Annotated in this window: 22 protein-coding genes; 12 read left to right on the top strand and 10 right to left on the bottom strand. The window is 50.4% G+C overall.

Going from position 1 to position 22,827, the window contains the following annotated elements; genetic code table 11:
- Positions 1-8 precede the first annotated feature (8 nt).
- A complete protein-coding gene (locus CSR04_RS20640; RefSeq protein WP_102798232.1) occupies positions 9-902 on the bottom strand; it encodes an ABC transporter ATP-binding protein in 894 nt (297 codons plus the stop codon).
- 192 nt (positions 903-1,094) lie between these two features.
- On the opposite strand from CSR04_RS20640, the gene CSR04_RS20635 reads away from it, so the two are divergent.
- Both CSR04_RS20635 and CSR04_RS20630 read left to right on the top strand, forming a co-directional pair.
- Complete coding sequence (locus CSR04_RS20635; protein WP_102798231.1) at positions 1,095-1,505, top strand: hypothetical protein; 411 nt, start codon at positions 1,095-1,097, stop codon at positions 1,503-1,505.
- Positions 1,506-1,579: 74 nt separating this feature from the next.
- Complete coding sequence (locus CSR04_RS20630; RefSeq protein ID WP_102798230.1) at positions 1,580-2,200, top strand: YigZ family protein; 621 nt, start codon at positions 1,580-1,582, stop codon at positions 2,198-2,200.
- Here the strand turns inward: CSR04_RS20630 and yjjG are convergent.
- From yjjG to CSR04_RS20595, 7 genes are all read right to left on the bottom strand, one after another.
- A complete protein-coding gene (gene yjjG / locus CSR04_RS20625; RefSeq protein WP_102798229.1) occupies positions 2,197-2,877 on the bottom strand; it encodes a pyrimidine 5'-nucleotidase in 681 nt (226 codons plus the stop codon). The genes CSR04_RS20630 and yjjG overlap by 4 nt on opposite strands.
- A gap of 9 nt (positions 2,878-2,886) precedes the next feature.
- Positions 2,887-3,417: an inosine/xanthosine triphosphatase gene (yjjX, locus tag CSR04_RS20620; protein WP_102798228.1), complete on the bottom strand. Its 531-nt coding sequence runs from the start codon at positions 3,415-3,417 to the stop codon at positions 2,887-2,889.
- A gap of 76 nt (positions 3,418-3,493) precedes the next feature.
- Positions 3,494-4,678: a hypothetical protein gene (locus CSR04_RS20615; protein WP_245921791.1), complete on the bottom strand. Its 1,185-nt coding sequence runs from the start codon at positions 4,676-4,678 to the stop codon at positions 3,494-3,496.
- A gap of 8 nt (positions 4,679-4,686) precedes the next feature.
- Complete coding sequence (locus CSR04_RS20610) at positions 4,687-5,484, bottom strand: outer membrane lipoprotein-sorting protein (protein WP_102798227.1); 798 nt, start codon at positions 5,482-5,484, stop codon at positions 4,687-4,689.
- Positions 5,450-7,783: an efflux RND transporter permease subunit gene (locus CSR04_RS20605; RefSeq protein WP_102798226.1), complete on the bottom strand. Its 2,334-nt coding sequence runs from the start codon at positions 7,781-7,783 to the stop codon at positions 5,450-5,452. The genes CSR04_RS20610 and CSR04_RS20605 overlap by 35 nt, the downstream gene beginning before the upstream one ends.
- An 11-nt stretch (positions 7,784-7,794) precedes the next feature.
- Positions 7,795-8,592: a TetR/AcrR family transcriptional regulator gene (locus CSR04_RS20600; protein ID WP_102798225.1), complete on the bottom strand. Its 798-nt coding sequence runs from the start codon at positions 8,590-8,592 to the stop codon at positions 7,795-7,797.
- A 211-nt stretch (positions 8,593-8,803) separates the two neighbouring features.
- Positions 8,804-10,192: a S41 family peptidase gene (locus CSR04_RS20595; RefSeq protein ID WP_102798224.1), complete on the bottom strand. Its 1,389-nt coding sequence runs from the start codon at positions 10,190-10,192 to the stop codon at positions 8,804-8,806.
- A 272-nt stretch (positions 10,193-10,464) separates the two neighbouring features.
- Between CSR04_RS20595 and CSR04_RS25030 the strand changes: the two genes are divergently transcribed.
- The 6 genes from CSR04_RS25030 (at position 10,465) to CSR04_RS20565 (ending at position 14,249) form a co-directional block, all read left to right on the top strand.
- On the top strand, positions 10,465-10,632 hold the full coding sequence (locus CSR04_RS25030; protein WP_172449447.1) for a hypothetical protein: 168 nt from the start codon (positions 10,465-10,467) through the stop codon (positions 10,630-10,632).
- A gap of 132 nt (positions 10,633-10,764) precedes the next feature.
- Complete coding sequence (locus CSR04_RS20585; protein ID WP_102798222.1) at positions 10,765-11,343, top strand: thymidine kinase; 579 nt, start codon at positions 10,765-10,767, stop codon at positions 11,341-11,343.
- Between the two features lie 3 nt (positions 11,344-11,346).
- On the top strand, positions 11,347-11,952 hold the full coding sequence (locus CSR04_RS20580) for a LysE family translocator (protein WP_102798221.1): 606 nt from the start codon (positions 11,347-11,349) through the stop codon (positions 11,950-11,952).
- A gap of 54 nt (positions 11,953-12,006) precedes the next feature.
- Positions 12,007-12,399: a hypothetical protein gene (locus CSR04_RS20575; protein WP_102798220.1), complete on the top strand. Its 393-nt coding sequence runs from the start codon at positions 12,007-12,009 to the stop codon at positions 12,397-12,399.
- 67 nt (positions 12,400-12,466) lie between these two features.
- Positions 12,467-13,633 carry a benzoate/H(+) symporter BenE family transporter gene (locus tag CSR04_RS20570; protein ID WP_102798219.1) on the top strand — a complete coding sequence of 389 codons (1,167 nt, stop codon included), beginning with the start codon at positions 12,467-12,469 and terminating at the stop codon, positions 13,631-13,633.
- 10 nt (positions 13,634-13,643) lie between these two features.
- Positions 13,644-14,249: a GntR family transcriptional regulator gene (locus tag CSR04_RS20565; RefSeq protein ID WP_102798218.1), complete on the top strand. Its 606-nt coding sequence runs from the start codon at positions 13,644-13,646 to the stop codon at positions 14,247-14,249.
- Between the two features lie 25 nt (positions 14,250-14,274).
- On the opposite strand, the gene CSR04_RS20560 is transcribed toward CSR04_RS20565, so the two are convergent.
- A complete protein-coding gene (locus CSR04_RS20560) occupies positions 14,275-16,035 on the bottom strand; it encodes a monovalent cation:proton antiporter-2 (CPA2) family protein (RefSeq protein WP_102798217.1) in 1,761 nt (586 codons plus the stop codon).
- Between the two features lie 88 nt (positions 16,036-16,123).
- Here CSR04_RS20560 and CSR04_RS20555 point away from each other — a divergent pair, with 88 nt between their 5' ends.
- Both CSR04_RS20555 and dgt read left to right on the top strand, forming a co-directional pair.
- Positions 16,124-18,121, top strand: coding sequence for an alpha/beta hydrolase family protein (locus tag CSR04_RS20555; protein WP_102798216.1), 1,998 nt, complete (start codon positions 16,124-16,126; stop codon positions 18,119-18,121).
- A 98-nt stretch (positions 18,122-18,219) separates the two neighbouring features.
- Complete coding sequence (gene dgt, locus CSR04_RS20550) at positions 18,220-19,704, top strand: dGTPase (RefSeq protein ID WP_102798215.1); 1,485 nt, start codon at positions 18,220-18,222, stop codon at positions 19,702-19,704.
- Positions 19,705-19,891: 187 nt separating this feature from the next.
- On the opposite strand, the gene CSR04_RS20545 is transcribed toward dgt, so the two are convergent.
- Positions 19,892-20,560: a hypothetical protein gene (locus tag CSR04_RS20545; RefSeq protein WP_146027216.1), complete on the bottom strand. Its 669-nt coding sequence runs from the start codon at positions 20,558-20,560 to the stop codon at positions 19,892-19,894.
- A 469-nt stretch (positions 20,561-21,029) separates the two neighbouring features.
- On the opposite strand from CSR04_RS20545, the gene CSR04_RS20540 reads away from it, so the two are divergent.
- Positions 21,030-22,094, top strand: a complete 1,065-nt coding sequence (locus tag CSR04_RS20540) for a helix-turn-helix domain-containing protein (protein WP_172449446.1) — start codon at positions 21,030-21,032, stop codon at positions 22,092-22,094.
- A 161-nt stretch (positions 22,095-22,255) separates the two neighbouring features.
- Positions 22,256-22,819, top strand: a complete 564-nt coding sequence (locus tag CSR04_RS20535) for a LemA family protein (protein WP_102798212.1) — start codon at positions 22,256-22,258, stop codon at positions 22,817-22,819.
- Positions 22,820-22,827 lie beyond the last annotated feature (8 nt).

Raw genomic sequence — 22,827 nt, 5'->3', positions numbered from 1 at the left:
TATTCTCCTCAGGCAGCCTGCGCCTGACGCTCAGCCTTTCTGGCCGCATGCAGGGTACTGAAATACACATCTTCCAGATTGGCTGGTGCAGATTCAAAGCCTTGCGGGGCCTGATCGGCCAACACATGAATAATGGTCTGCCCCGCTAATAAGCGCTTGGAAATCACCTGCAGCGATTTTTCCAGCTCCGCCGCTTCCTGTAATGACACCGACTTACGCCAGATGCGTCCCTCCAGCTCCTGCGTGACCAGAATGGGGTTACCTTGCAGTAAAATCTGGCCACCACCGAGCACCGCCATATTGGCGCAAAGCTCGGACACATCATCGACAATGTGAGTGGACAGAATAATCACCTTTTGCTCACCCAGACTGACCAGCAGATTATGAAAACGGTTACGCTCTTCCGGATCCAGCCCGGCTGTGGGCTCATCGACAATCAGTAGATCCGGGTCGCCCAACAAGGCCTGGGCGATACCAAATCGCTGACGCATTCCGCCGGAATAACCACTGACCGCCTTATGACGATGCTGAAACAAATTGGTATGCGCCAGTAGCCCATCCACCGTTTCCTTGCGCTGGGCTTTGTTGGTCAGGCCCTTTAGTACCGCCAGATGATCGAGCAGGTCATAGGCGCTGATACGCGGATACACCCCAAAGTCCTGTGGCAAATAGCCCAGTCGCTGGCGCAGGGCATTTGGCTGGCGCAACACGTCCAGCGTATCGAACTGAATATTGCCGCTGTCTGGTTGCTGTAAGGTGGCGATAGTACGCATCAGTGATGATTTACCCGCGCCATTAGGACCAAGCAGACCAAACATGCCCTTGTCGATATTCAGACTGACATTGTCCAGGGCCTTGACGCCGTTCTGATAGGTTTTGCATATATTTGTTATTTTCAGCATTTTGTTCTTCCGTGCAGGTGTGTTCGATTTGGCAACATAACAAACATCCTGTTTACAAAACAGATACCGACATAACTGCTAACAACAAAATAGCCGCACTAACTATCGGCCAGACCTGCACAAGGGGCAAACCTTGCCTCTTTGCCGTTATGTGCTAAATATTTGAATAGGCTGGATGTCTGTGAGTAACGCGTGAGATTTATTGCAACGCACTGCTATGATGAGTCGTTAGGGGTGATTGTCACTGAAGCCAGCGGACTGGCTGAACCCGGTGACATTCTGGCTTTGTACAATAAACTGCATTGTCTGTCTGGCCGTTACCATTGCCGTAAGGCGCTGGTAGACTTGCGAAAAGTCAGCCTCAGCTATGACAGCGCCAGCGTCCTGTATACCCTGGATCGCCTTGAACCCTTGTTATGTAATCTGCAAATCGCCCGGGTGGTGGAAGATCTGGATACCCGCCAGCAGCTTATTCAGGAATACGCCGACAAACAGAAGCTGCTAATGCGTAATTTTTTTGACCGCCAGACTGCGCTGGATTGGCTTAAAACCAGCCTGGATGGTACCCGGCTTCAGGCAGGGTTGGCCACCATGCCAGGCTGAACGAGCAAACGCATACCCTGCATAGCGAATGGTTTTGTGGCACAATAGCGGCCTTTCGCAGCCAGGAACCGGCCATGCTCTCCGTGTATTCAGTCCCCGCCGCCGCCCATCAATACGAATTTGACATCAAGCGCAGCCGTTTTTTGTGTCTGGTGCAACATGCCGATAACCGGCAGTCGGCGGAAGGCTTTATTCGCCTGCAACGCCAATTACACCCGCAAGCAGCCCATGTATGCTGGGCCTATATCGCCGGTCCGCCCAACACTACCCTGATGTCCATGAGTGATGACGGTGAACCGTCCGGCACCGCAGGCCGGCCAATGCTAAAAGTGTTACAGCACTCCGGACTGGGAGAAATTGTGGTGGCGGTGGTGCGCTACTATGGTGGAATTAAGCTGGGCACCGGCGGCTTACAACGGGCCTATTCCGATGCAGTGACCGGTGCCCTGAACGAACTTCCCACCAGATTGCAGGTGCCACGCACCGAGGTGCATATACGCATTGATTATGCGCTGGAAGCCAATGTTCGCCATTGCCTGGGGCAGTTTGATATCAGCGAACCGCAGATCCATTACCACCAGCAGGTGGAGATGCATTTCGCCGTGGCCGATGAGCAAAAAGAGCAATGCTTGCGCCAGCTGACCGATCTTTGTGCTGGCGCGCTCGAAATCAGCATTCCCGCCAACCTTAGTTAAGCTGCGTTGACAAGCAAATCCCGCAACTGAAACAGATCGGTTATCTCATAGTGCGGGTCAATGCCCTGAGGTCGCACCTGCCCTTGCATATTCAACCAGCAGGTATGAATACCGGCATTCAGGCCACCCAACACATCGGCATGGGGATTATCGCCGACCATCAGCACCTGCTCTTTGGGCGGATTACCCAGCAGTGCCATAGTGTGTTCAAAGATCCCTTTATGAGGTTTCGCCACCCCCACTTGTTCGGAAATCACCAGATGCTGAAAATGCTCACTGACGCCGTTGTTATCCAGGCGAATTTGCTGCATACGGGTGAAACCATTAGTGATAATCCCCAACGTGGCTTTACCGCTAATGGCTTCCAGCAGTTCGCGCGCGCCCGGCAATAACTTGCTGGTCTGGCCCATGGCATCCACAAAAAACTCATTGATCTGCCTGGCCTGTATGTCGTGTTTCTGCGCCCAGGGGGCAAAACGACGATGCTGCAACTCTGTTGAAGTAATTTCTCCGTCCTGGTACTGGCGCCACAGCGGCATACTGATATGCAGAAAATCTCGATAATCTGTATCGTCAAACTGCTGTTCAAAACGTGAAAAAGCCAGTTTCAGCCCAGCAAAGGCGTCGAAATCAAACAAGGTGTCGTCAGCATCAAACAGGATCCAGGGGTACTGCATCAGGTCTCCTTAATAAAGTTGCGGGTGTAAAAACGGCGCCATGGCAAGTACCAGTGCCTGATGATAAGCACTTTGACGGGTTTCACGGCCATTGGTCAGCAGCCCAATAGCGCCACCTTTGTGCTTGATATTGGTTTGTTGGAATTGCCGGTCCATCACCGGGCCAAGCTCTTCACCGGCCAGCAAGGCGCGCCAGACAACCGGTGGCAATGGCAGATTGGCGCTGCGACCAACTGATTGTTTATGCTTATCGGCAATTACCACATAGGCAAAGGTAGCAGGACCATCAATAAACTCATCCACACCACCTTCAGCGGCCACATAGTAATCCGCCTCAGCCTGACGCTGACAGGCAATAACCCGGTTTACCGCGCCCTGGCGGGTATCGGCCTCATTCATTGGCTGGTCGGGGACGCCGGATGGCACCGACAGCCCCTGGCACTGAATCAGGGTCTGGGGGAAAAGGGCAGAAAACGCCCCTTCAACCGCATTAATTTTGACGGGATTGGTGGAGCCAACCAGAATAGTCAGTGTTTGCATCAGGCCCTACGCTCGATAAAAGCGCCATTGTGCCACAATTGCATGACAATTTATCGGCCAATGGCCCTGTGCAGTGCTAAAAATAATACTCCAGGCTGAATTGCAGATAATCATCGCGGCGCAGCATAAATGCCCGATCCTCCTCGGTATCAGAGCTGAAAAACCAACCATCGATACGCCATTTCCAGTGGTCGTTAATGCGGCTGGACGCTTCAATATAGCCACTGCGACTGCCGCTCTCATCCAGATCCTGAATAAAGGCAATAAGCAGTTCGGTACCATTGATATCGTTGAAAATCAGCCTGGTCCCCAGCATCAGATCGTTCTGGCCCAGACTGGTAGCCTGTTCATCCCGTTCGTCGTATTGGTATTCCATCAACCAGCCGATATCGTATACCGAATTCAGCACCCCCACCGAGGTGTACTCAAATCCGGCCGTCAGCGCGTAGTAGCTGTCCAGTTCGGTTTTGCGATGAATAGCTTCCAGCTTGTACAAAGTCGCACCGGAGACCATCAGCATATCCAGCCCGGCCTGTTGCATTTGCCCATAATAGGGTCTTAACACGGCTTCCTGTCCGTTCATGGCGGGCTTCAATAGCGGCTCGCGATTGGTGCCATCAAACCAGGACAAACCCAACTCCAGGTCACCTAGATAGCCCATATAACGAACGGCCCAATCCAGATGCTTTTCCTCGTCTGCAGATTCAAACAGGGGATTGTCGGTATCCACCCGCAGTGGCAACCGAAAACGCCCTTCCACACCGCTGAAGGTGCGCTCACGAAAATAAGGCAAGGCAAACAGGCTCAGATTTCCCCAGTCCTTGACCAGCGAAAACTGTACCATGGGCTGTCCCAGCTTCTCTTCAGCATCAATGGCTTCAACAAAATCGGTCTGATTGATCACATCCACCAGATGCTGGGATTCAGTCTGCCCCCAGAACACTTTGCCAATACCGGCGCGCATTTCCCATTCATCGCCCACGTGCAGCCAAATCAGTTCGCGAATATCCATATGGGTGCGTTCACTGTCGCGGCTGTCGTAACGAAAAAAGGGTTTAACATTCAGGCTGTCGCTACCGTCATTCCAGCTATGATAAAACTCCGGCTCAACAAATACCGAGATATCACTGTCATGTTGTTGCTCGTACAACCCGTCCTGAAAATAAAAGCGTTGCTCCAGGGCCGCTTTTACATATGTCTGGGTGTCTGCCGATGCCCCGCAGGCCATCAGCAGCGCCACAGCCGTTAGCGATTTTTTCACCCTTCCTCCTATCTGGCGCGCTTCAGCGCCGCCTGGCTGAAATCATCTTCTGTCAGGCCGGTGCGAAAGCTCAGCTCATGGGTCACCAGGTCGGTGCTCTTTCTGGTCTGATGATTCTGCATGGACAACTTCATGGGCCGCCAGTATTTGTCCAGATACAGCTGGTAATCATGCATGGTCAGGGTTTTCAACAGGCTGTTTTTACGGTCATAAAATTCCACCTTGTGCGCACGGTAGTGCGCTTTGTCCAGCCAGGTAACCAGTCGGGTATAACCTGAATGCTCGTAGGCCGGGATCTGCTCCACCACAAAACAATCCTGATCATCACACTTTTCATCACGCAGGTATTTGTAGCTGAACTTCTCCACTTCAAATGAGCTCAGATCCTCAAAGGCAAACTCACTGCCCATAAAGGGCCCGGACTTATTTTTCGAGGCAATACGTTTTACCCGCTTCAGCGCAGGCAGGTACATCCATTGCTCATCCGGCTCCACCGCATGGGAATAATTTAAAAACGCCGTGCCTTTTACATCCGCTGGCTGATCAAAAATAGTCAGGCCCTTGTCACCGTCGTCCTGCATTTCCAGCGTCAGTAAACGCATGCGCCGTTCGATTTCCTGCCGGTTGGCAGTACGCAGGATCATACTGGCGTCGGCCTGACTGTCCTGCCAGCCCAAATCCCGGCTTTTTCGCTCTTTGGCAATGGCCAGGCCTTTTTCTTCGGCACTTTGTGCCTGTACCTGCGCCACCATCAACAGGCTGAGTAGCGCGCTAATGAGCAGTTTGCAGCTTTTTGTCCGTATCATCCGCGTTATCCTCTGTGTTTGTTTTTTGCTTATCGAAAACCATCAGGAAGGCTGGCAGGAACAGGAAATCCACCGCCAGCGCCACCAGAATAATAATGCCGGTGAGCATACCCATGTTCGAGTTGACCGCAAAGTTAGACATGGCCAGTACGCCAAATCCGGCCACCAGCACCGCCGTGGTAATAAACAGCGCGCGTCCAACACTGCTAAAAGCATAGCGCACCGCCTGCGTTGCATCAGCGCCATCCTTTCTGGCACGCTGGTATTTGGCCAGAAAGTGCACGGTATCATCGACAATAATACCTAGCGACATACTCATCACCACCGACAAGCCCATATTGATCTGCCCGGAATACAGCCCCCAGATGCCAAATCCAATCCCCGCCGGCAATAAATTGGGTAATAAACTAATGGCGCCCATTTTCCAGGAGCGCAGTGCCACCACCAATAAAGCGGATATCAATACCAGTGCTAATACGGTACCGCGAATCATACTATCCATATTGGTTTCACCGATATGCGCAAACATCAGTGTTGGACTGGCCGCCGTCATATTGATGGCAGGGGCACGTTGCTGCATCCAGGCCTGGGCGCGATTTTCAAACGCCGTGTATTCCTTACTACCAAGATTTTTCATCGTCACCATCACCCGGGTGGCAGACTTATCCAGATTAACCTGGTTATTCAGGTCCAAGCCAAATGGCAGTGACATTTCATACAGCAACAGATACTGAGCGGCTAAATCCTGCTGTTGCGGTAAGCGGTAATAACTGTCGTCATCACCATGCATGTTTTTGTTTAAACGCTTGAAGGTGTCACTGATACTGCTGACATGATCGACTTCTGGCTGGGACCGCAACCAGTTGGTAAAGTCCTGAATCAGTTGCAGATTGTCAGGCTTATTCAGGGCTGACGGTGTGCCCAGGTACAGGGCAAAATCCACCGTTGCCATACCACTGATGTTGTCCTGTTGAAAATCAGCTGCCTGGCGGAATTCAGTTGCTTTGCTGAAATACTCAGAGGCCTCGTCGTTGATCTCATTTTTCAAGGTGGCAGCAACCGCCCCAAGCGTCAGAATAATGGTCAGTGGCAACAAGCGCCGGTGATTGTGAATAACCCACTCGCTGAAACTTTCCATCCAGCCCGACTGGCTTTTCTGCTTGGCCGCCACTCGCATCGGCAACAGCAACAATAATGCGGGCAACACTGTGATAGAAAATACGCAGGCCAGCATAATCCCCAGGGCGGTCAGGTTGCCTAAATGCACCAGAATTGGCACATCAGAAAAGTTAAGGGTTAAAAAGCCAATGGCGGTGGTCACACTGGTAATAAATACCGGCATCAGATTCAGCTCCATGGCGTAGCGAATCGCTTCGATTTTTGTTTTGCCCTGGCGCAGGGCAAACAGCATGGAAGAAATAACGTGCACGCAATCGGCCACCGCCAAGGTCATCACCAGGGTCGGTACATTAACTGTGGCGGTACTCATAAAAATATTCAGCCAACCTGCCACGCCCATGGTGGCGCCTATAGTGGCAACGATAACCACCAGCGTCGCCAACATGCCAGTAAAAGAGCGCAGCAATAGCCATAGCATTAACAGAATGGCTATAAACATACCGGGTACCAGAGTCTTGCTGTCTTCTTCGGCGGCCGTGGCAAAGGCGTCATTCAAAAATACCACGCCGGTATGATAAAACGCATGCCCCGGATATTTCTCACTCATGCGCTGGCTGAGGTCACGCACATAAGTGCTGATTTCCTTGACCGCACTGGTCAGGTCATCTTCCGGCAATTGCAGCATAATGTTGATCACCCCCACCTTGGCGTCGGGGGCAATCATCTTCTTCACCAGGTTGGGTTCGCTTAAGGCCACCTTCCTGGCATCAGCAATTTGCTGGGCGTCCATGCTTGCAGCATCAGGTATCAAATCTTCAACCAGTAACTCGTCTTCCTCGGCCGAGGTATGCTGAAAGTTAGCAATAGAGTCTACCCGGGTGGAATACGGGATCTGCCAGGCCAGGTCGGTGTATTCCCTGATCAGAGCCAGCGTGTCTGGGCTAAATACATTGTTACTGTCAGGGGCAATGGTGATATTCACATTGTCAGTTTTGCTGAAGACCCGCTGCATTTCCTCGTAGGCCAGTTTTTGCGGGTTATCAGGGGCAAAAAACACCCTGTAATCACCGCGAAAATACAGGTTCTTTGCACCAAACCCAGACGCCAGTACCAACAACAGACTGATCAACAAGGTTAACCAGGGGCGCAGTAAAATACTGTTCAACCAGATAGCTCTCATGCCGCGTTCCTCTATATGCCCGGATTGGGCTGTTTTTCCTTCAGGGTCAGCAATTCCTCAGCAAACAGCTCTTTGCCAATCCGTTGCCAACTTTCCTGGTAATCCCATTGGCTGCTAAGCGGTGTCCATTGCATACCGTCCAGCAGCAGGTTGGTGTTAAATAACAACGCCTGCTGCGCGTCCAGCCCCTTAATCAATTGTGAGGTACTGGCAGCCTGCAACAAGGCATTGGTGCCAAAAGCCGTGGCCCAGGCAGCAAAACTAAAGGCTTCAAAAGGCAGGCCGGTTGGCTTGGGCAGATCACCACTGTCAACCGCAGCAGCAAACAGGCTGTTGCAGGTGTCTGACAATTGCATTTCCAGCGCCAGTTGGCCTTCCAGCCGCGCAGGGGATGCACGCTCTGCCACCGCCGGGGTTTTGGCTATCAGCACACAATAAAACAGCGTGGGGTTTAACACTGCATGCAACCAGTAGGCAAAACAGACCGCCAATACCCGTTCCCTGCCGTTGCCGTCGAAGGTAATGGCACGGGCAAACAGTTCCAGTTCAAGGGTCATACATTTGCTGCACAATGCGCAAATCAGATCCTCTTTACTGGAGAAATGGTTATACACCGTGCCTTTGGAGTAATCACAGGCCGCCACCAACTTATCCATGGTCAGACCGCTGAAGCCGTGCTCCTCCATCAGTTTTTCCGCCAGGCACAACAGTTCCTGCTCACGCTCTGCAATGGCCTGCTGGCGTTTGTTTTTGAATTTTTTAAACAGACAACGCTCGTTGTCTTTATTGCAACTTAATCTGAAATTCATTTTTTGACGAATCGTCAACTTGACGAATCGTCATAATAGTTCGTTTTGCGCGCAATGCAAGAGGGATTTTTTGCTGAACGTGTGGCGTGTGGCGTGTGGCAAGCCATTAGAGCCTGGCGATAAACAGTTTACAACATGCGGTATACATTGGCATAAGCAACCAAAGTCTTTACACGAACTGCCTCACCAGGCCACTGAGTAGCTGAGGGGACTATTGTGTGTTTTGCAGATGGCTCAGCGCTGCCTCCAATACTTTATCCTGACCATTTTCAAGATCGCCTTTGCTATTGCTGATTTCCATATCCGGTTGAATACCCTGCTCGTCATAACTGTTCCCCTTGGCATCCAGATACCTTTCATTTGGCAGGCCGAACAACCAGCCGTTAGGCAATGTGCGCGGCAAAATATCTGAAAACACGCCGCGGGTTCGCTGACCGATACGCACCACCTTGGGACTTCGTTGCATCAGCGCCATGGCGAATGCTTCGGCAGAACTGATACTCTGGTAACTGGTTAACAAGGCAATATTGCCATTAAAACCAGGCAGACCATTTGTCGCCACCAAAATGGCTTCCGGTTCAGTCCAGGCGTTACTGGCAGCAAAATCTACCGCTGCCTGTTTTCTGTAGGCAATATAGGTGTGCTGGGCGAAGCGCTGTGCTAGTTGAATCGCCAGGCGACCGGAACCGCCGCTGTTATCGCGAAGATCAATCACCAGCGCGCTAAATTTGATGTCAGTGAAGATAGTATCAAGTGCCTGACCAAAGCCGGACTCATCGTCCGCAAATTGGCCCGTTTCACTGCACCCTGAAAATGCCTTCACTCTTAAATAGCCAACATTACCCGGCAACAAGGCGAATCCCAGCCGGTCCTGGCAAAATGACGTAAGAGGCTGCAGCAGATAACTGGCTTCGACATTGGCAAAAGCTTTATCAATGTGATCATAAGCACTTTCATCTGACAGACGGCCTTCGCCAAAGAAGTACTGTTCCAGATTGGCCGCCACGATCGCCACATGCGAATCGTAAAGCGGCTCTACCAGGGAAACCAACTGCCCGAATAACTCTGTATCATTTGTATTCCCTTGGGGTAACGCCACCTGACTAAACGTCGCCCAATCTGTGCCCTTTTCAGCAAAGAAAGGGTAATGTTCTTTAAAGGTCTGCAGAAAGACCTTCAAGCTAAAATCAGCGGAGTTGTCCTTGGGGTGGCTGCACAGTGCGGGCAACGTTTTCAGACGCTGAGCCCACATAGTGGCGGCGGTATCAGTGCGGTGAAATACAACCTCATCAGGACTGTCAGTGTGAGCGATTTCCATCTCGGCATTAATAAAACCGTCAATTTTCACCGCAAAGCTGGCACGCTGTGAAAGCGATGAATCCAGTGTAATGGCACTGGCCTGCAGGCCACTTTCGACACAACTGATAGCTGTCAGTTCATAAATGGCGACATTGGGAAAGTCCACATCAAATACATAACCATACCCCGACGTCTGCCAGATTCCATTGATATCAATGGGTGTAGCACGGTCAGCAGCACAAGAGGTTGAAGCAAGTAATGTCTGGGCAAAAATGGCGATAAACAGATTCTTAAGATGCATGGCAAGGTCTTATTATTGGAGATTGGCAACCGATAGCACGCATCATTAGCAATGCTAAATAGCTTTTCCAAACTATCAATCCCCCTAAGGAAGGGAGCTCAGTGTAGAGTTTGCATTCTAAGGGAATGTTTTGTCCACTGTCGAGCTCACCACAACGGCAAAGTATTACCATACCCATAACGCATACCCTTAGTATAAATTGCATACTCTGCTATATACCTATTTGGGTTAGTATTTACTTCTCTGAGATGACTATTAGACGTGAGCTTGCCATGAAATCTGGTGCCAATAACGAAAAACCACAAAAGACTGCAGAAAAAGCCCCCAGTGCATATAGTGTTGTTCTGAAGCAACTGGGCCTGCTGTATTCCGGTAATAGCAAAGACTCGGCCAAGCCAGTCAGCGCTGATAGCCGCCGTTTTGTGCGTAGCGGAAACTGACTGGCCAAATCCAACAGCAATTCGCCAGTCTTCTATTAACCTATCCCCCATAGTAAGCACCATGCCAAAGTGACTTTCAGGGCAACTGACGGCACAATAGCTTTCCTTTTTCTGCCCGGTGTACTGAGAGTTATGGCGCAACTGTATTTTTACTATTCGGCAATGAATGCCGGCAAATCCACCTCTCTGCTGCAGTCCGCCTACAACTACAAAGAGCGAGGCATGCATGTGGTGTTGTTTACCGCCGCACTGGACGACCGTTTTGGCACCGGCGTGGTGGCCTCGCGAATTGGTTTGCAGGCCGAAGCGCAATTGTTCGGCCAGGACAGCCATCTGCTTGAACAAATCAATAAGCTCAACCGACAACAGCGCATTGACTGCGTGTTTATAGACGAAGCCCAGTTTTTAACCAAAGAGCAGGTTAAACAGCTGACCTTTGTGGTGGATGAGCTGAACATTCCGGTGCTGGCTTATGGCCTGCGCACCGACTTTGCCGGTGAAACCTTCGAAGGCAGCCATTACCTGCTGGCCTGGGCCGACAAACTGGTAGAACTGAAAACCGTTTGTCACTGTGGTCGCAAGGCCAACTTTGTGGTACGTATGGATGAGCAGGGTCAGGCAGTCAAACAAGGGGCACAGGTGGATGTAGGCGGCAATGACAAATATGTTTCTATGTGCCGCTTGCACTTTAAACAGTTGGTATGGGAGTAACAGATGGAATACGCTGCGTTATTGCTGTTTGTGGTGTCAGCGTCCGTCACCCCCGGCCCCAATAATCTGATGATAATGGCATCGGGCCTGAATCATGGTATCAAACGCAGTATTCCGCATCTGCTGGGCATAGATCTTGGCTTTACCCTGATGGTAGTGGCGGTTGGCCTGGGTATGGCAGGCATTTTCAGCGCCTTTCCGCGCCTGCATGATGTGCTGAAAGTTGTCGGTACCTTGTATCTGTTATGGCTGGCCTGGAAAATTGCTTCGGCACCGGTCGACGGTATAAAGCTTAAAGAGCGCAAACCCTTTAGTTTTATGCAGGCGGCACTATTTCAGTGGGTTAACCCTAAGGCCTGGATCATGATTGTGGGGGCGGTTGCCACTTATACCTCAGCAGGCAGCGACTACACCTGGCAGGTGATGTTTATTGCCCTGAGCTTTTTACTGCTCGGTACGCCTTGCACAATCGCTTGGCTGCTGTTTGGCACCAGTTTAAAACGCTTTATTAATACGCCGGGCAATCTACGCATATTTAATATCAGTATGGCACTGTTGTTAGTCGCATCCCTGCTGCCAGGGTTGTTGGACTTGATCACAGCGTATTGATTTACTTTCATTCTGAACCATGCTTAGTGCCATGAAAGTAGTCTTGGGGCTCGCATGGAAACCAAAACGCTAAATGAATTTATTCAGTACCTGCCAGTACCTGCACTGATTGCTAAATACTGTCCTGATGATTCCATCAACCACCCAATCCTATTTGTCAACCGTCGATTCCAACAAGAGATTGGTTATGAACAAACGGAGATCCCTGACAAAGAGACTTGGTGGCAACTCGCTTATCCTGATATCGCCTATCGCAAAGTAGTTAAAAATCAATGGGAATTAGAAGAAGAGTTGGCTGGCCGTGAACGGCGAAACTTCACTAAATTGGATGTACTGATTACCAATAAGATGGGCGAGGAGAAGCGCTACCGGGTGTTATGCAGCCCTTGTCCAGGCTTACCGGAATATATACAGGTTCTTTTTATTAATATTGAACAAACAGTCTAAACAGCGCTTGCATTAGTGATAGTTTACGCCAAAATAAAATGTATACATTTTTTATAAGGTATACATTATGAGCTCCTGGCGTCAGGATCTAAGCTTGTCGGCGGTCAGCGCCGGACTGGTGGCAGTATTAGTCGGGTTCGCCAGTTCTGTTGCCATTGTCTTTCAGGCTGCGCAGGCGGCCGGGGCTGACCAGGCCATGATGGTATCCTGGATTTTTGCCCTGGGGCTGGGCATGGGGCTGACCTGTATTGGTTTTTCCTGGTATTACAAAGCCCCGGTGATTACCGCCTGGTCCACCCCCGGCGCCGCCCTGTTGGCTACCAGTCTGCTTGGCGTACCTATTACCCAGGCCATTGGCGCCTTTCTGTTTAGTGCCCTGTTAACCTTACTACTTGGACTATCCGGCGGCTTTGACCGGTTGATGCGACGTATTCCCACCAGTATTGCCAGTGCGATGCTGGCCGGTATTCTGCTGCAATTCGGTCTGTCAGTATTTTTGTCCTTGCAGAGTGAGCCCTGGTTAGTGGGTTTAATGCTGGCCACCTACCTGCTGGGTAAACGCTGGTTGCCCCGTTATACCATTATACTGGTATTGGCCGTGGGCCTGACGGCCTGTCTGGTACTGAATAAAATGGATCTGAACGCGCTCAATCTTAGTATCAGCCAGCCTGTGCTGGTATGGCCGGAATTTGATTTTGGCGTATTACTGGGAGTTGGACTGCCGTTGTTTATTGTCACCATGACATCGCAAAATATCCCTGGCGTGGCAACGCTGCGGGCCAGCGGCTACGAGCAGGTCCCGGTATCGCCGGTACTGACGGGGACCGGGATCACAGCTTTGCTGCTGGCACCTTTTGGCGGCTTCGCCTTTAATCTGGCGGCCATTACCGCAGCGATTTGTACCGGTCCTGAATCGCATCCGGATAGCAAAAAACGCTATATTGCCGGGCTGTCGGCTGGCTTTTTTTACGTTCTGGCCGGCCTTGGCGGCGCCTCAGTGGTGGCACTTTTTACCGCCCTGCCGACAGCGCTGGTTGCCAGTTTGGCCGGTTTAGCACTTATTGGCACTATCGGTGCCAGTTTATCGGCTGCCGTGGCCGAGGTGCAGGAACGTGACGCCGCCCTGATTTGCTTTTTGTTGACCGCATCGGGCGTCAGTTTCTTTGGTATTGGCGCGGCATTCTGGGGGCTGGTCGGCGGCATGCTGACCCTGCTACTAACAAGAGCGCGTTGACCATTTGAGTATGTATCACAAACTTAAAGCAGATTTGCAGGCCGGACGTTTTGCCCCCGGCACCGTGCTTAAGCAAAAAGCCCTGGCCGAGCATTATCAGGTCAGCCGTATTCCGGTACGCGATGCCATTTTACGTCTCAAGAATGAAGGCTGGCTGACCGACCACGGTAAATGCGGGGTGGCGGTACCGGAATTTGACGCCAACGAGGTAGAGGATATCTACCTGATGAGAATGCGCCTGGAGCCCTTGTTACAGGAGTTGGCCATGGCCAACCTGAATGCCGAAATACTCGGCCGGGCCGAGGATATCCTGATAAAAATGGCGTCCGACGGGCTGACAGCGGCGGACATCGGTGAGTTGAACTGGCAATTTCATGCCTGCATTTTTCGCGCAGCAGCCCGCCCCACCTTGTTCAGTATGGTTGAGCATCTGCATCGCCAGTGTCAGCGCTATATCGGCTACCAGTCTCTTAGCCTCAACTATCAATCCCGCAGTCAGGCCGAGCACCATGCACTGCTAAACGCCTTGCGCAAAGGCGATGCAGCCCTGGCCAGTCAACTGCTAAGCGAGCATATCAGCGAAGCTGGTCAGGCTCTGGTGCGTTTTCTGCGCTGAAACGCACATTTCCGCGCCGGCTGATTTAGCGGCCAATATCCTCACTGTCCTGCCTGAACAGCGATTCCAGTTGTGCCCTGCCCTGCTTGCTGCGTTCAATCAGGGCGTCCATGTCATCCAGCTCTTCCAGGGTACCGGCCAGCAAGGTTTCGTCGTGCTTGCGAAACACCTGCACCAGATAATCAGCACGGGCACTGGACATACCATAGGCCTTGAGCAGCATATTGGCCGCTTCCAGGCTGCCTGAATACACCTCACGTACCACCTCAGTCACCCCCAACCGGTGCAGATTACGCACCGTCATGCGGTTATGGGCACGGGCGATAATATGCAGGTGAGGGAAATGCTCGTGGGCCAGCGCGGCAATTTTAACTACCTCTGTTTCGCGGTTTACTGCAATCAACAGCACCTTGGCCTGCTCAATGCCCGCTGCCTTAAGTAAATCCAGACGGGTGGCATCCCCATAAAACACTTTGTTGCCAAAGCGCTGCACAAAGGCGATATGCTCGGCGTCTTTGTCCAGCGCGGTAAAGGCAATCTGATTAGCGGTCAGGATCCTGGCGCTCATTTGTCCGAAGCGGCCAAAACCGGCAATCACCACCTGCGGCTCTTCCACGCTGGTTGCGCTGTCATACACCGGCGGACATTGGCGGCTGTTTACCCAGCGGCTGTATAAGATCACTACTGGCGAGGTGAGCGCCATAGAAATGCCAACAATCAGGCTGACCTGACTGGCCAGCGCCGGCGCCAGCAAACCATTTCCCGCCGCACTGGTCATAACCACAAAGGCAAACTCACCGCCTTGGGACAGCATTAATGCCACCCGCACGGCATCGCCTTTTTTCTGTCCGGCCAGCATCAGCAGCAGGCCGATAATCAGGGTTTTCACCGCCACCAGCCCCAGACTGGCAGCCAGGATAAAGCCGGGATTGTCCAGCAACAGTTGCAAATCCAGGTTCATGCCAATGGCGATAAAAAACAGCCCGAGCAGCAAGCCTTTAAAGGGCTCAATCTCGGTTTCAAGCTGATGACGAAAGCTGGAATTGGCCAGCAACATACCGGCCAGGAAGGCCCCCATGCCCATGGATAACCCGGCCTGCTCCATCACCAACGCCGTGGCAATCACAATCAGCAGCGCCGCGGCCGTCATCACCTCTTCGCTGCCATAGCGCGACAACAGGCGTAAAAACGGGTTGAGCAGATAGCGGCCCACCAGCAACACAGCAACAATAGCCGACAAGCTCAGCCACCAGGGCGGCGCCGCGCCCTCACCGTTACCGGCCAGTCCTTCCACCAACAACAAGATGGGGATCACGGCCAGATCCTGCATCAGCAAAATGGCGAACCCCTGCTGACCCGGCTGCGTTTTCAGAATGCCTTGCTCGGCCATTAATTGAATGGCAAATGCGGTAGACGACAAGGCCAATGCCAGGCCAATGACCAGCGAGGGTTGCCACTGCTGCTGTGCCAGCAGTATCAGCGCCCCGACCAGAATGGCGGTGGTTAACAGCAACTGACCACCGCCAGTCAGCACAACGGCCTTGCGCATAGACCAAAGCTTTTTCGGCTCCAGTTCCAGGCCAATCACAAACAACAGCAGAATCACTCCCAGTTCGGCTACATGCAGTACATGATCCGGGTCGTGAATAAGCCCCAGCACCGAGGGCCCAATTACCACGCCAGCCACCAGATAACCAAGAATGGCACCCAGCTTCAGTCGCTTAAATAAAGGTACGGCAATCACTGCCGCAATCAGGAAGATCAATCCAACGCCAAGTCCAGACATTAAGTACCTCATTGAACCCGTCTGCGCAAACGACTCAACGAGCGAGCCATCTGGACAGGACTCGTTAAAACGCTAGACCAAAAAGCAAATGGGTTTAAAATCGCAGATTAAACGAGTTAAGAGTAATATTTTGCAAAGGAACATGCTATCTATGCGCATTGTTGTCTCCGCGTTATACCTTTTGTGTTTTGCCATCCCAACCTTCAGTTCAGAAACGACTGCCCCGGGTAAGCTACCTTTGGAAGCTTTTGGCAGTCTGCCCGTACTTAGCCAGGTGCAGCTTGCGCCAAACGGCAAGCATCTGGCCATGCTGAGAAATTCAGAAGGCAATACTTTTCTGCTGGTTGCTAATATTGAGTCCATGGAATCCAGAATTCTAGCCAGTACGGACAACCAGAAATTTAAAATAAACTGGTATGAATGGGCGAACAACGACACATTGCTGATTAGTGCTCGCTTTCCAACCAAACGTTATCGAATTGACGTGACAGAAACGAGACTATTAAAAGTAAGCATTAGCGGCGATAGCGAATTACAAGCAGCATATAAATCAAGAAACTCTAGTTTCTCCGACGATGATCACTTTAGCCAGTTTCAGGACAATATAGTCAGCCTGCTTCCTGGCGACGATGAACATTTTTTACTCGCTGTGGATGCAGACATCCCAAATCGACCAAGTGTTTACAAACTGAGTTTGAAAAACTCAGCCCGGAAAAAACTCCAACAGGCCAAAGAAGATATTCATGACTGGCATGCTGACAGACAGGGGCGGGTCAGAATAGGTGTGGGGTTAGATGACACCCGTGTATTTTATATCCATAAGAATTTACAAACAGAGGAATGGGAATCCCTTTGGGAATATCAAATTTTTGATGCCCCGGACATCGATATCCTGGGCTTTGATAAAGACCCCAACCAACTCTACATCAGGGCCCTGCATAACAACAGATATGCCATTTTTAAGGTTGATCTGAGCAAGGACCCACAAATGAAAGAACTGGTGTATGCAGATCCACACTACGACATAGAAGGGCGACTACTGTATTCACGCAAAACGGGTAATGCCATTGGCGTCACACATGGCGAGGCAGAAAATGGTCGTATCTATTGGGACCAAAGCTATCAGGATTTTCAGCGCGCTTTGGATAAAGTTTTGCCGAATTCTGCGAATATCATCATTAGTATGAGCAGTGATGAGCGCATGTACGTCTTACTCAGCTTCATAGATGATCAGCCTGGTATCTACTATGTAGGAAATCGCAATACGCGCCAGTTAGAGGCATTGTCGTCCCAGTATCCACTATTAGATGAGAGCAATTTGTCTGGTAAGGCCAAAGTGCAATACAAGACGCAAGATGGATTGACGATCGAGGCTTATCTTACCACCCCACTAAGTTCAGCCTCCTCCAAACCGCTCCCAGCCATAATACTGCCACATGGCGGGCCTATGGCAAGAGACTATGGCGGTTTTGATTGGTTATCAGAGTTCCTTGCCAATCGCGGCTATGTGGTATTGCAGCCCAACTTTAGAGGTTCATCAGGATATGGTTTTGATTTTGAACAGGCCTCTGTACAAGGTTGGGGTAAAGAAATGCAAAGAGATCTGAAAGATGCTGCAGATTGGCTGGTGGCACAGAAGTTGGCTTTGCCTGAGCGTATCTGTCTTGTCGGTGCTAGCTATGGTGGTTACGCAGCCCTTATGGGAGTCGCAACGCAAGGCGAGACATTTAAATGTGCCGCCAGTATCAATGGGGTTACCGATTTAACCATGATTCTCCGTGAATCCCGTCGCTACACCAATAATAAAGTCGTGAAAAAGCAATTGGGTGAAGACAAAGGGCAACTTCGCGCCACTTCCCCTCTTCATCTGGCAGATAAAATTTCCGCCCCGATATTACTGATCCACGGTGAGGAGGACAGGGTTGTGCCAGTGAAACACAGCAGGGAGATGGCGGAAGAGCTGCAGGATCTGGACAAAAATGTTCGCTATGTAGAACTCCCTAAAGGTAACCACTACCTTGAAATTGAAGCGAATCGACTCACTACCTTACGAGAATTGGAAACCTTCCTTAGCACCTATCTATAACGGATAATCATGCCTGGCGATGGCTGACATGAATAAGTTAGCCATCGCTGGTGTAAAACAGGTAGCATTAGCATAAGTCCTGAATCTTACTCGTACCCATGCCCATAGACTTTCGCCAAAAACTCAGCACCGCCCGCCCTTATAATAAAAGCGGCGATAGCAGCCAATGGGATATCAGGAAACTGGAACGGGCGCTGGAAAGTGATCGCGGGCGTATTATACAGTCCGCCGCTATTCGCCGTTTGCAGCAAAAAACCCAGGTATTTCCACTGGAACGTAACGCCGCAGTACGCTCACGTCTGACCCATAGCCTGGAAGTGCAGCAAACCGGCCGTTTTTTAGTGCGAACCTTGTACGATAAGCTAGGCGACAGGGCAACCCATTATGGCCTGGATGGTTTAGAGCGGGCACTGGAATCCCTGGTAGAAATGGCCTGCCTGATGCACGATATTGGCAATCCACCCTTTGGTCATTTTGGCGAAGCGGCCATTACCAAATGGTTTCGCGATCACCTGGATAACCTACCACTGTTCAAAAACGAGCCGGATTCAGAACTAAAGCAACGCATCCTGGCCGATCTGTCCAGCTTTGAAGGCAATGCCCAGGCCATTCGTTTGATTCACTCATTACTGGGCCTGAACCTGACCTATATGCAGGCCGCCTGTGTATTGAAATATACCCGCCCGGCCTTTGAAGCGAAACCGGGTAAAGACCAAGCCATGAGCTATCTGCGTAAAAAGCCGGGCTACTACCTGTCGGAGCAAGGTTTTGTGCAGGCGCTGCAAAACCAGTTGGCATTGGCACCCTATTGCCGCTACCCGCTGGCCTATTTGATGGAAGCGGCCGATGATATTTCTTATTGCCTGGCAGATATCGAAGACGGAGTGGAAAAAGGTCTGCTTAGCTATTCCCGTCTGACCGAGCTACTGATCGACGAATTTAATGGCGATCATGGTCTGGCCGACGTGGCCTTTCTACCCGGCCGTGACCCCAGAAGTTTTCGCCAGGTTATGAACTATGTGCTGAAACGCGCCGATGATGAGCCCCTGAACAAAGCCCATCAGTATTTTATGTGGCTGCGGGTCAGTTTGATTCACCCGCTGGTGCAGCACGGTGCCGATGCCTTTCTAGACAATATCGAGTCTATTTACGCCGGTGATTTTAACCGCGCCTTGCTGGAAGATGATTCACTGAACCATCGCTTGATCGAAACCTTTAAGAAAGTCGCCATTAAGCATATCTTCAGCGTCCCTGAGGTGGAAACCCTGGAATTACAGGGCTATCGCATTATCAGCGAATTACTTAATCAGTATCGCCCCTTACTGGCCTTGTGCAGCGAAGACTTCCAGCAGGTGATCAGCGGCGGTCACCGTGACCTGCTGATTGAGTCCCGTCTGGCCAAACGTTTGGCCAATAAGCATATCAGTGCCTACCAACTGGCGCTTAAAGACCTGCCAGACAATGCCGATTTAACCTTATGGGAAGGTTATTATCGTTGCCGCCTGATCCAGGATATGGTCAGCGGTATGACCGACCAGTACGCCCTGGATGAATACCGGGAGCTACTGGCCCTGAGTGCTTAAACTGGAGTGAGGAAGAAACCCTCTCGCTGAGCAGCCTCGAGCAAGCAGTTAACCCGGTTTTCTCAGGGTGGCAGGGCTTTTAAAAAATCGCTTAAAGCCTAACGAATACACCAGGGTTACAACAATATAATGAAATAACGCAATAGGATGGAGTTCGGTCATACATTTCAGCCCTTATGAGTATATTTTATCGGCCAGGACGCAATGACAAAGCTAACCAGATAAACCAGACAATTTGGCTTAATCCAAACAGTTCTTTTATTTCCGGGATACTTTGAATTAATGTCAGAACGCCAAAGGTACCCACCACCACTCCCAGCATATGCAAACCTTTTGACATTATCTTATGCACTAATCCGCAAATGCTGGCCAGCAAAACCCATAACCCTCCAACGAGTTCAATGCCGCCGCCCTGACCATTTACAATAGTGTTATAGGTATAAAAAAGGGTCTCAGCCTGAAGTGGGGATTTATTAAAAAGGCTGACCATGGTATTCATTGCCACCAGGGCAATCATACCGGATGCCATCATTAACACGACCCAGACAATACCGAATAAGCTGGCAGTATTTAACAAGCCTGAATTAGCTAATTGCATTTTATTATGCAATGCCTGCACAGAGATAAGTAATAGCCCTCCAAAAACCAGATACCCCACCAAGTAGGCAAGACTGATCAGTAATTGTTGCTCTGCAATATACTGAATTTTATCCGCTATGCTTTCCGATGCAGGAAAAGACAGCAGCGCCCCAAACACAATGAACATAAAAATATAACACAGCGCCATCCCCATGGACGCAACGGCTCCTGTGCACTGTAGTGCGCGGTTAACTGAATTTTCTGTGTTGATAGTCATAAAACATTTTCTCCAGGTGGATTTAATAACGGTTTATTTCGACACAGAGTACCGGGCATGGCAGCAGAGTTCGTCTGCGCAACGTGGCGAGGACATAAAAGGGCCTGTCACCCTTAGTTGCCCAATACCATAAAGTGCATATATTTGCGCATGGGCTTATGCAGATAAAGGTCATGCCTATTGCTGTGGTATGCACACAGAGAGGCCAGGCACAGTATTGAAGGGCAGATGCGGGAACGGCCTCTTATTGCTGTCCTGGACAAGTGGTATGGACATATCAAGGTGGACTGTCATGTTAAAGTCCGGCCGATTGCATCTATTGGTGCAGTTGAATATGTTAAGGTAGCCCCAGGCTTTATGCAGAAGTAATTTTATGCTCGAATTATTTTTATCTTCTATGGCTTTAGCGATTGCCGCATTTTGCCTCTGTTTATTGTTGCCACAGCATAAAAATCACGCAAGCCGGCCATTGTCATTGATCCTTTTGTGTTTGATTTTTCTGGCCAGCGGCCCTGTGGTTTTCTCTGCACTTGCTGAGCTTAGACAACTTTATATTGCGGTGTTACCCATAGCCTTCTACGCCTTATTACCCAGTTTATGGTTATACCACGAAGCGTTAATAGCACAGGCGCCCTGGCAATGGACCAGCAAAGCCAATAAACATTTTCTAACCCTGCCTCTGGTAATCATCATCTCGCTGGTTATTTTTTTGTTACCCGAGCAAGACTTTAACAATATGTTCTTTTCGGATATTCCGGTTAATACCTCAATGGCAACGTTTTCCGCACTGAGTTTTTTTTCTTTGCTGCTTGTATGGTGCGTGCTTAGCCTGATTTATGTCATCGCTATATTTAAAAGAACACTGAATTATCATTCCCGTATTAAGCAAATGTATTCAAATGAACAAGGCAAGACCTTACGCTGGGTAAAAGGAATATCTTTGCTGTTGGTTTTTACCTGGGTATATGCGTTAGCCGTGCTGGCCTTAGAGAATCGTTACCAACAATATGGTGTTTCCGATACCGGGGTCTTCCTGCTGCTCCTTATTTTAGTCTGGCTGCTTGCAACCAAAGGGCTTCGTCAGAAACCCGGCTTTGCCGAGGTTTTTCAAATTGAGTCGGACAATGCCGCAAAGGCCAGCACAGAAGAAAGTAAGGCCAAGTACCAGCGCTCTGCGCTCAATGCTGATGATTTCGAACGCATTGCAGCTAAACTGACACAGGCCATCTGCCAGGATGCTGTGCATCTGGATGCCGACCTGAATCTGCTTAAGCTGGCCAAACACATCGCTGTGCCTTCGCAATATATATCCCAGACTCTGAACCAGCATCTGGATATCAGTTTTTTTGATTTTATCAATCAGGCCCGTATTGAAGACGCGAAACCGCAACTCATTGACAGCAACAAGAGCGTGCTGGATATTGCCCTGGCGGTTGGCTTTAACGCCCGCTCATCCTTCTATAAGGCCTTTAATCAATCCACAGGTATGACGCCCGGTGAATACAAAAAGCGCTATAAAGTCAGGTCTGGGTGATCTGACCTGAAGGGGCTGATATTACAAACAGCGCAAGCCTGCACTCAAAGGCCAAACCTATAGTCGCTGAAAAGCTAAGGATAAAGGCTTAGAATCAGCAGCACTGGCAACCAAAGTACTTTGGTGGTTGTCTTTTTTTATCCCTACCAGAGGTATAGCAAATGGAAAACTGGCTTATTTGGGTCATTCTTGCGGTTGTTGTGATTGCAGCAATCTCTGTTTACAACGGCCTGATTGGCAAGAAGAATCAGGTGGAAAATGCAGAAGCGTCCATTGATGTGATGCTAAAGAAACGCTTTGACCTGATCCCCAATATGGTGGAAAGCGTGAAAGCTTATATGCAACATGAAGCGTCACTGCTGAATGAACTAACCGCTCTGCGAGCCCAGGCGCAGTCCGGTGGCCTGCAGGGTGAACAGAAAGTGGCACTGGATAAACAAATGAATGCCGCCATGTCCCGTTTTAATATTGCAGTGGAAAACTACCCGGACTTAAAAGCCAGCGACAACTTCGTGATGTTGCAACGCACCATCAATGAAGTAGAAGAACAAATCTCTGCGGCCCGCCGCGCCTTTAATGCTGCAGTTACCGACCTGAACAACGCTATAGAAATGTTTCCATCCAATCTGTTTGCCAGCCGGATGAATCTGAAGCAGCGCGCTCTGTTTGAAATCCCTGAAACGCAAAGGGAAAACGTCAATGTCGGTCAGCTATTCGGCAGATAAGTGAACAA

This window comes from Bowmanella denitrificans, from assembly GCF_002887595.1.
GTDB classification, from domain to species: Bacteria; Pseudomonadota; Gammaproteobacteria; order Enterobacterales; family Alteromonadaceae; genus Bowmanella; species Bowmanella denitrificans.
The sequence above is the reverse complement of the archived record's forward strand: the minus strand, read 5'-3'. Positions and strand labels throughout refer to the sequence as shown.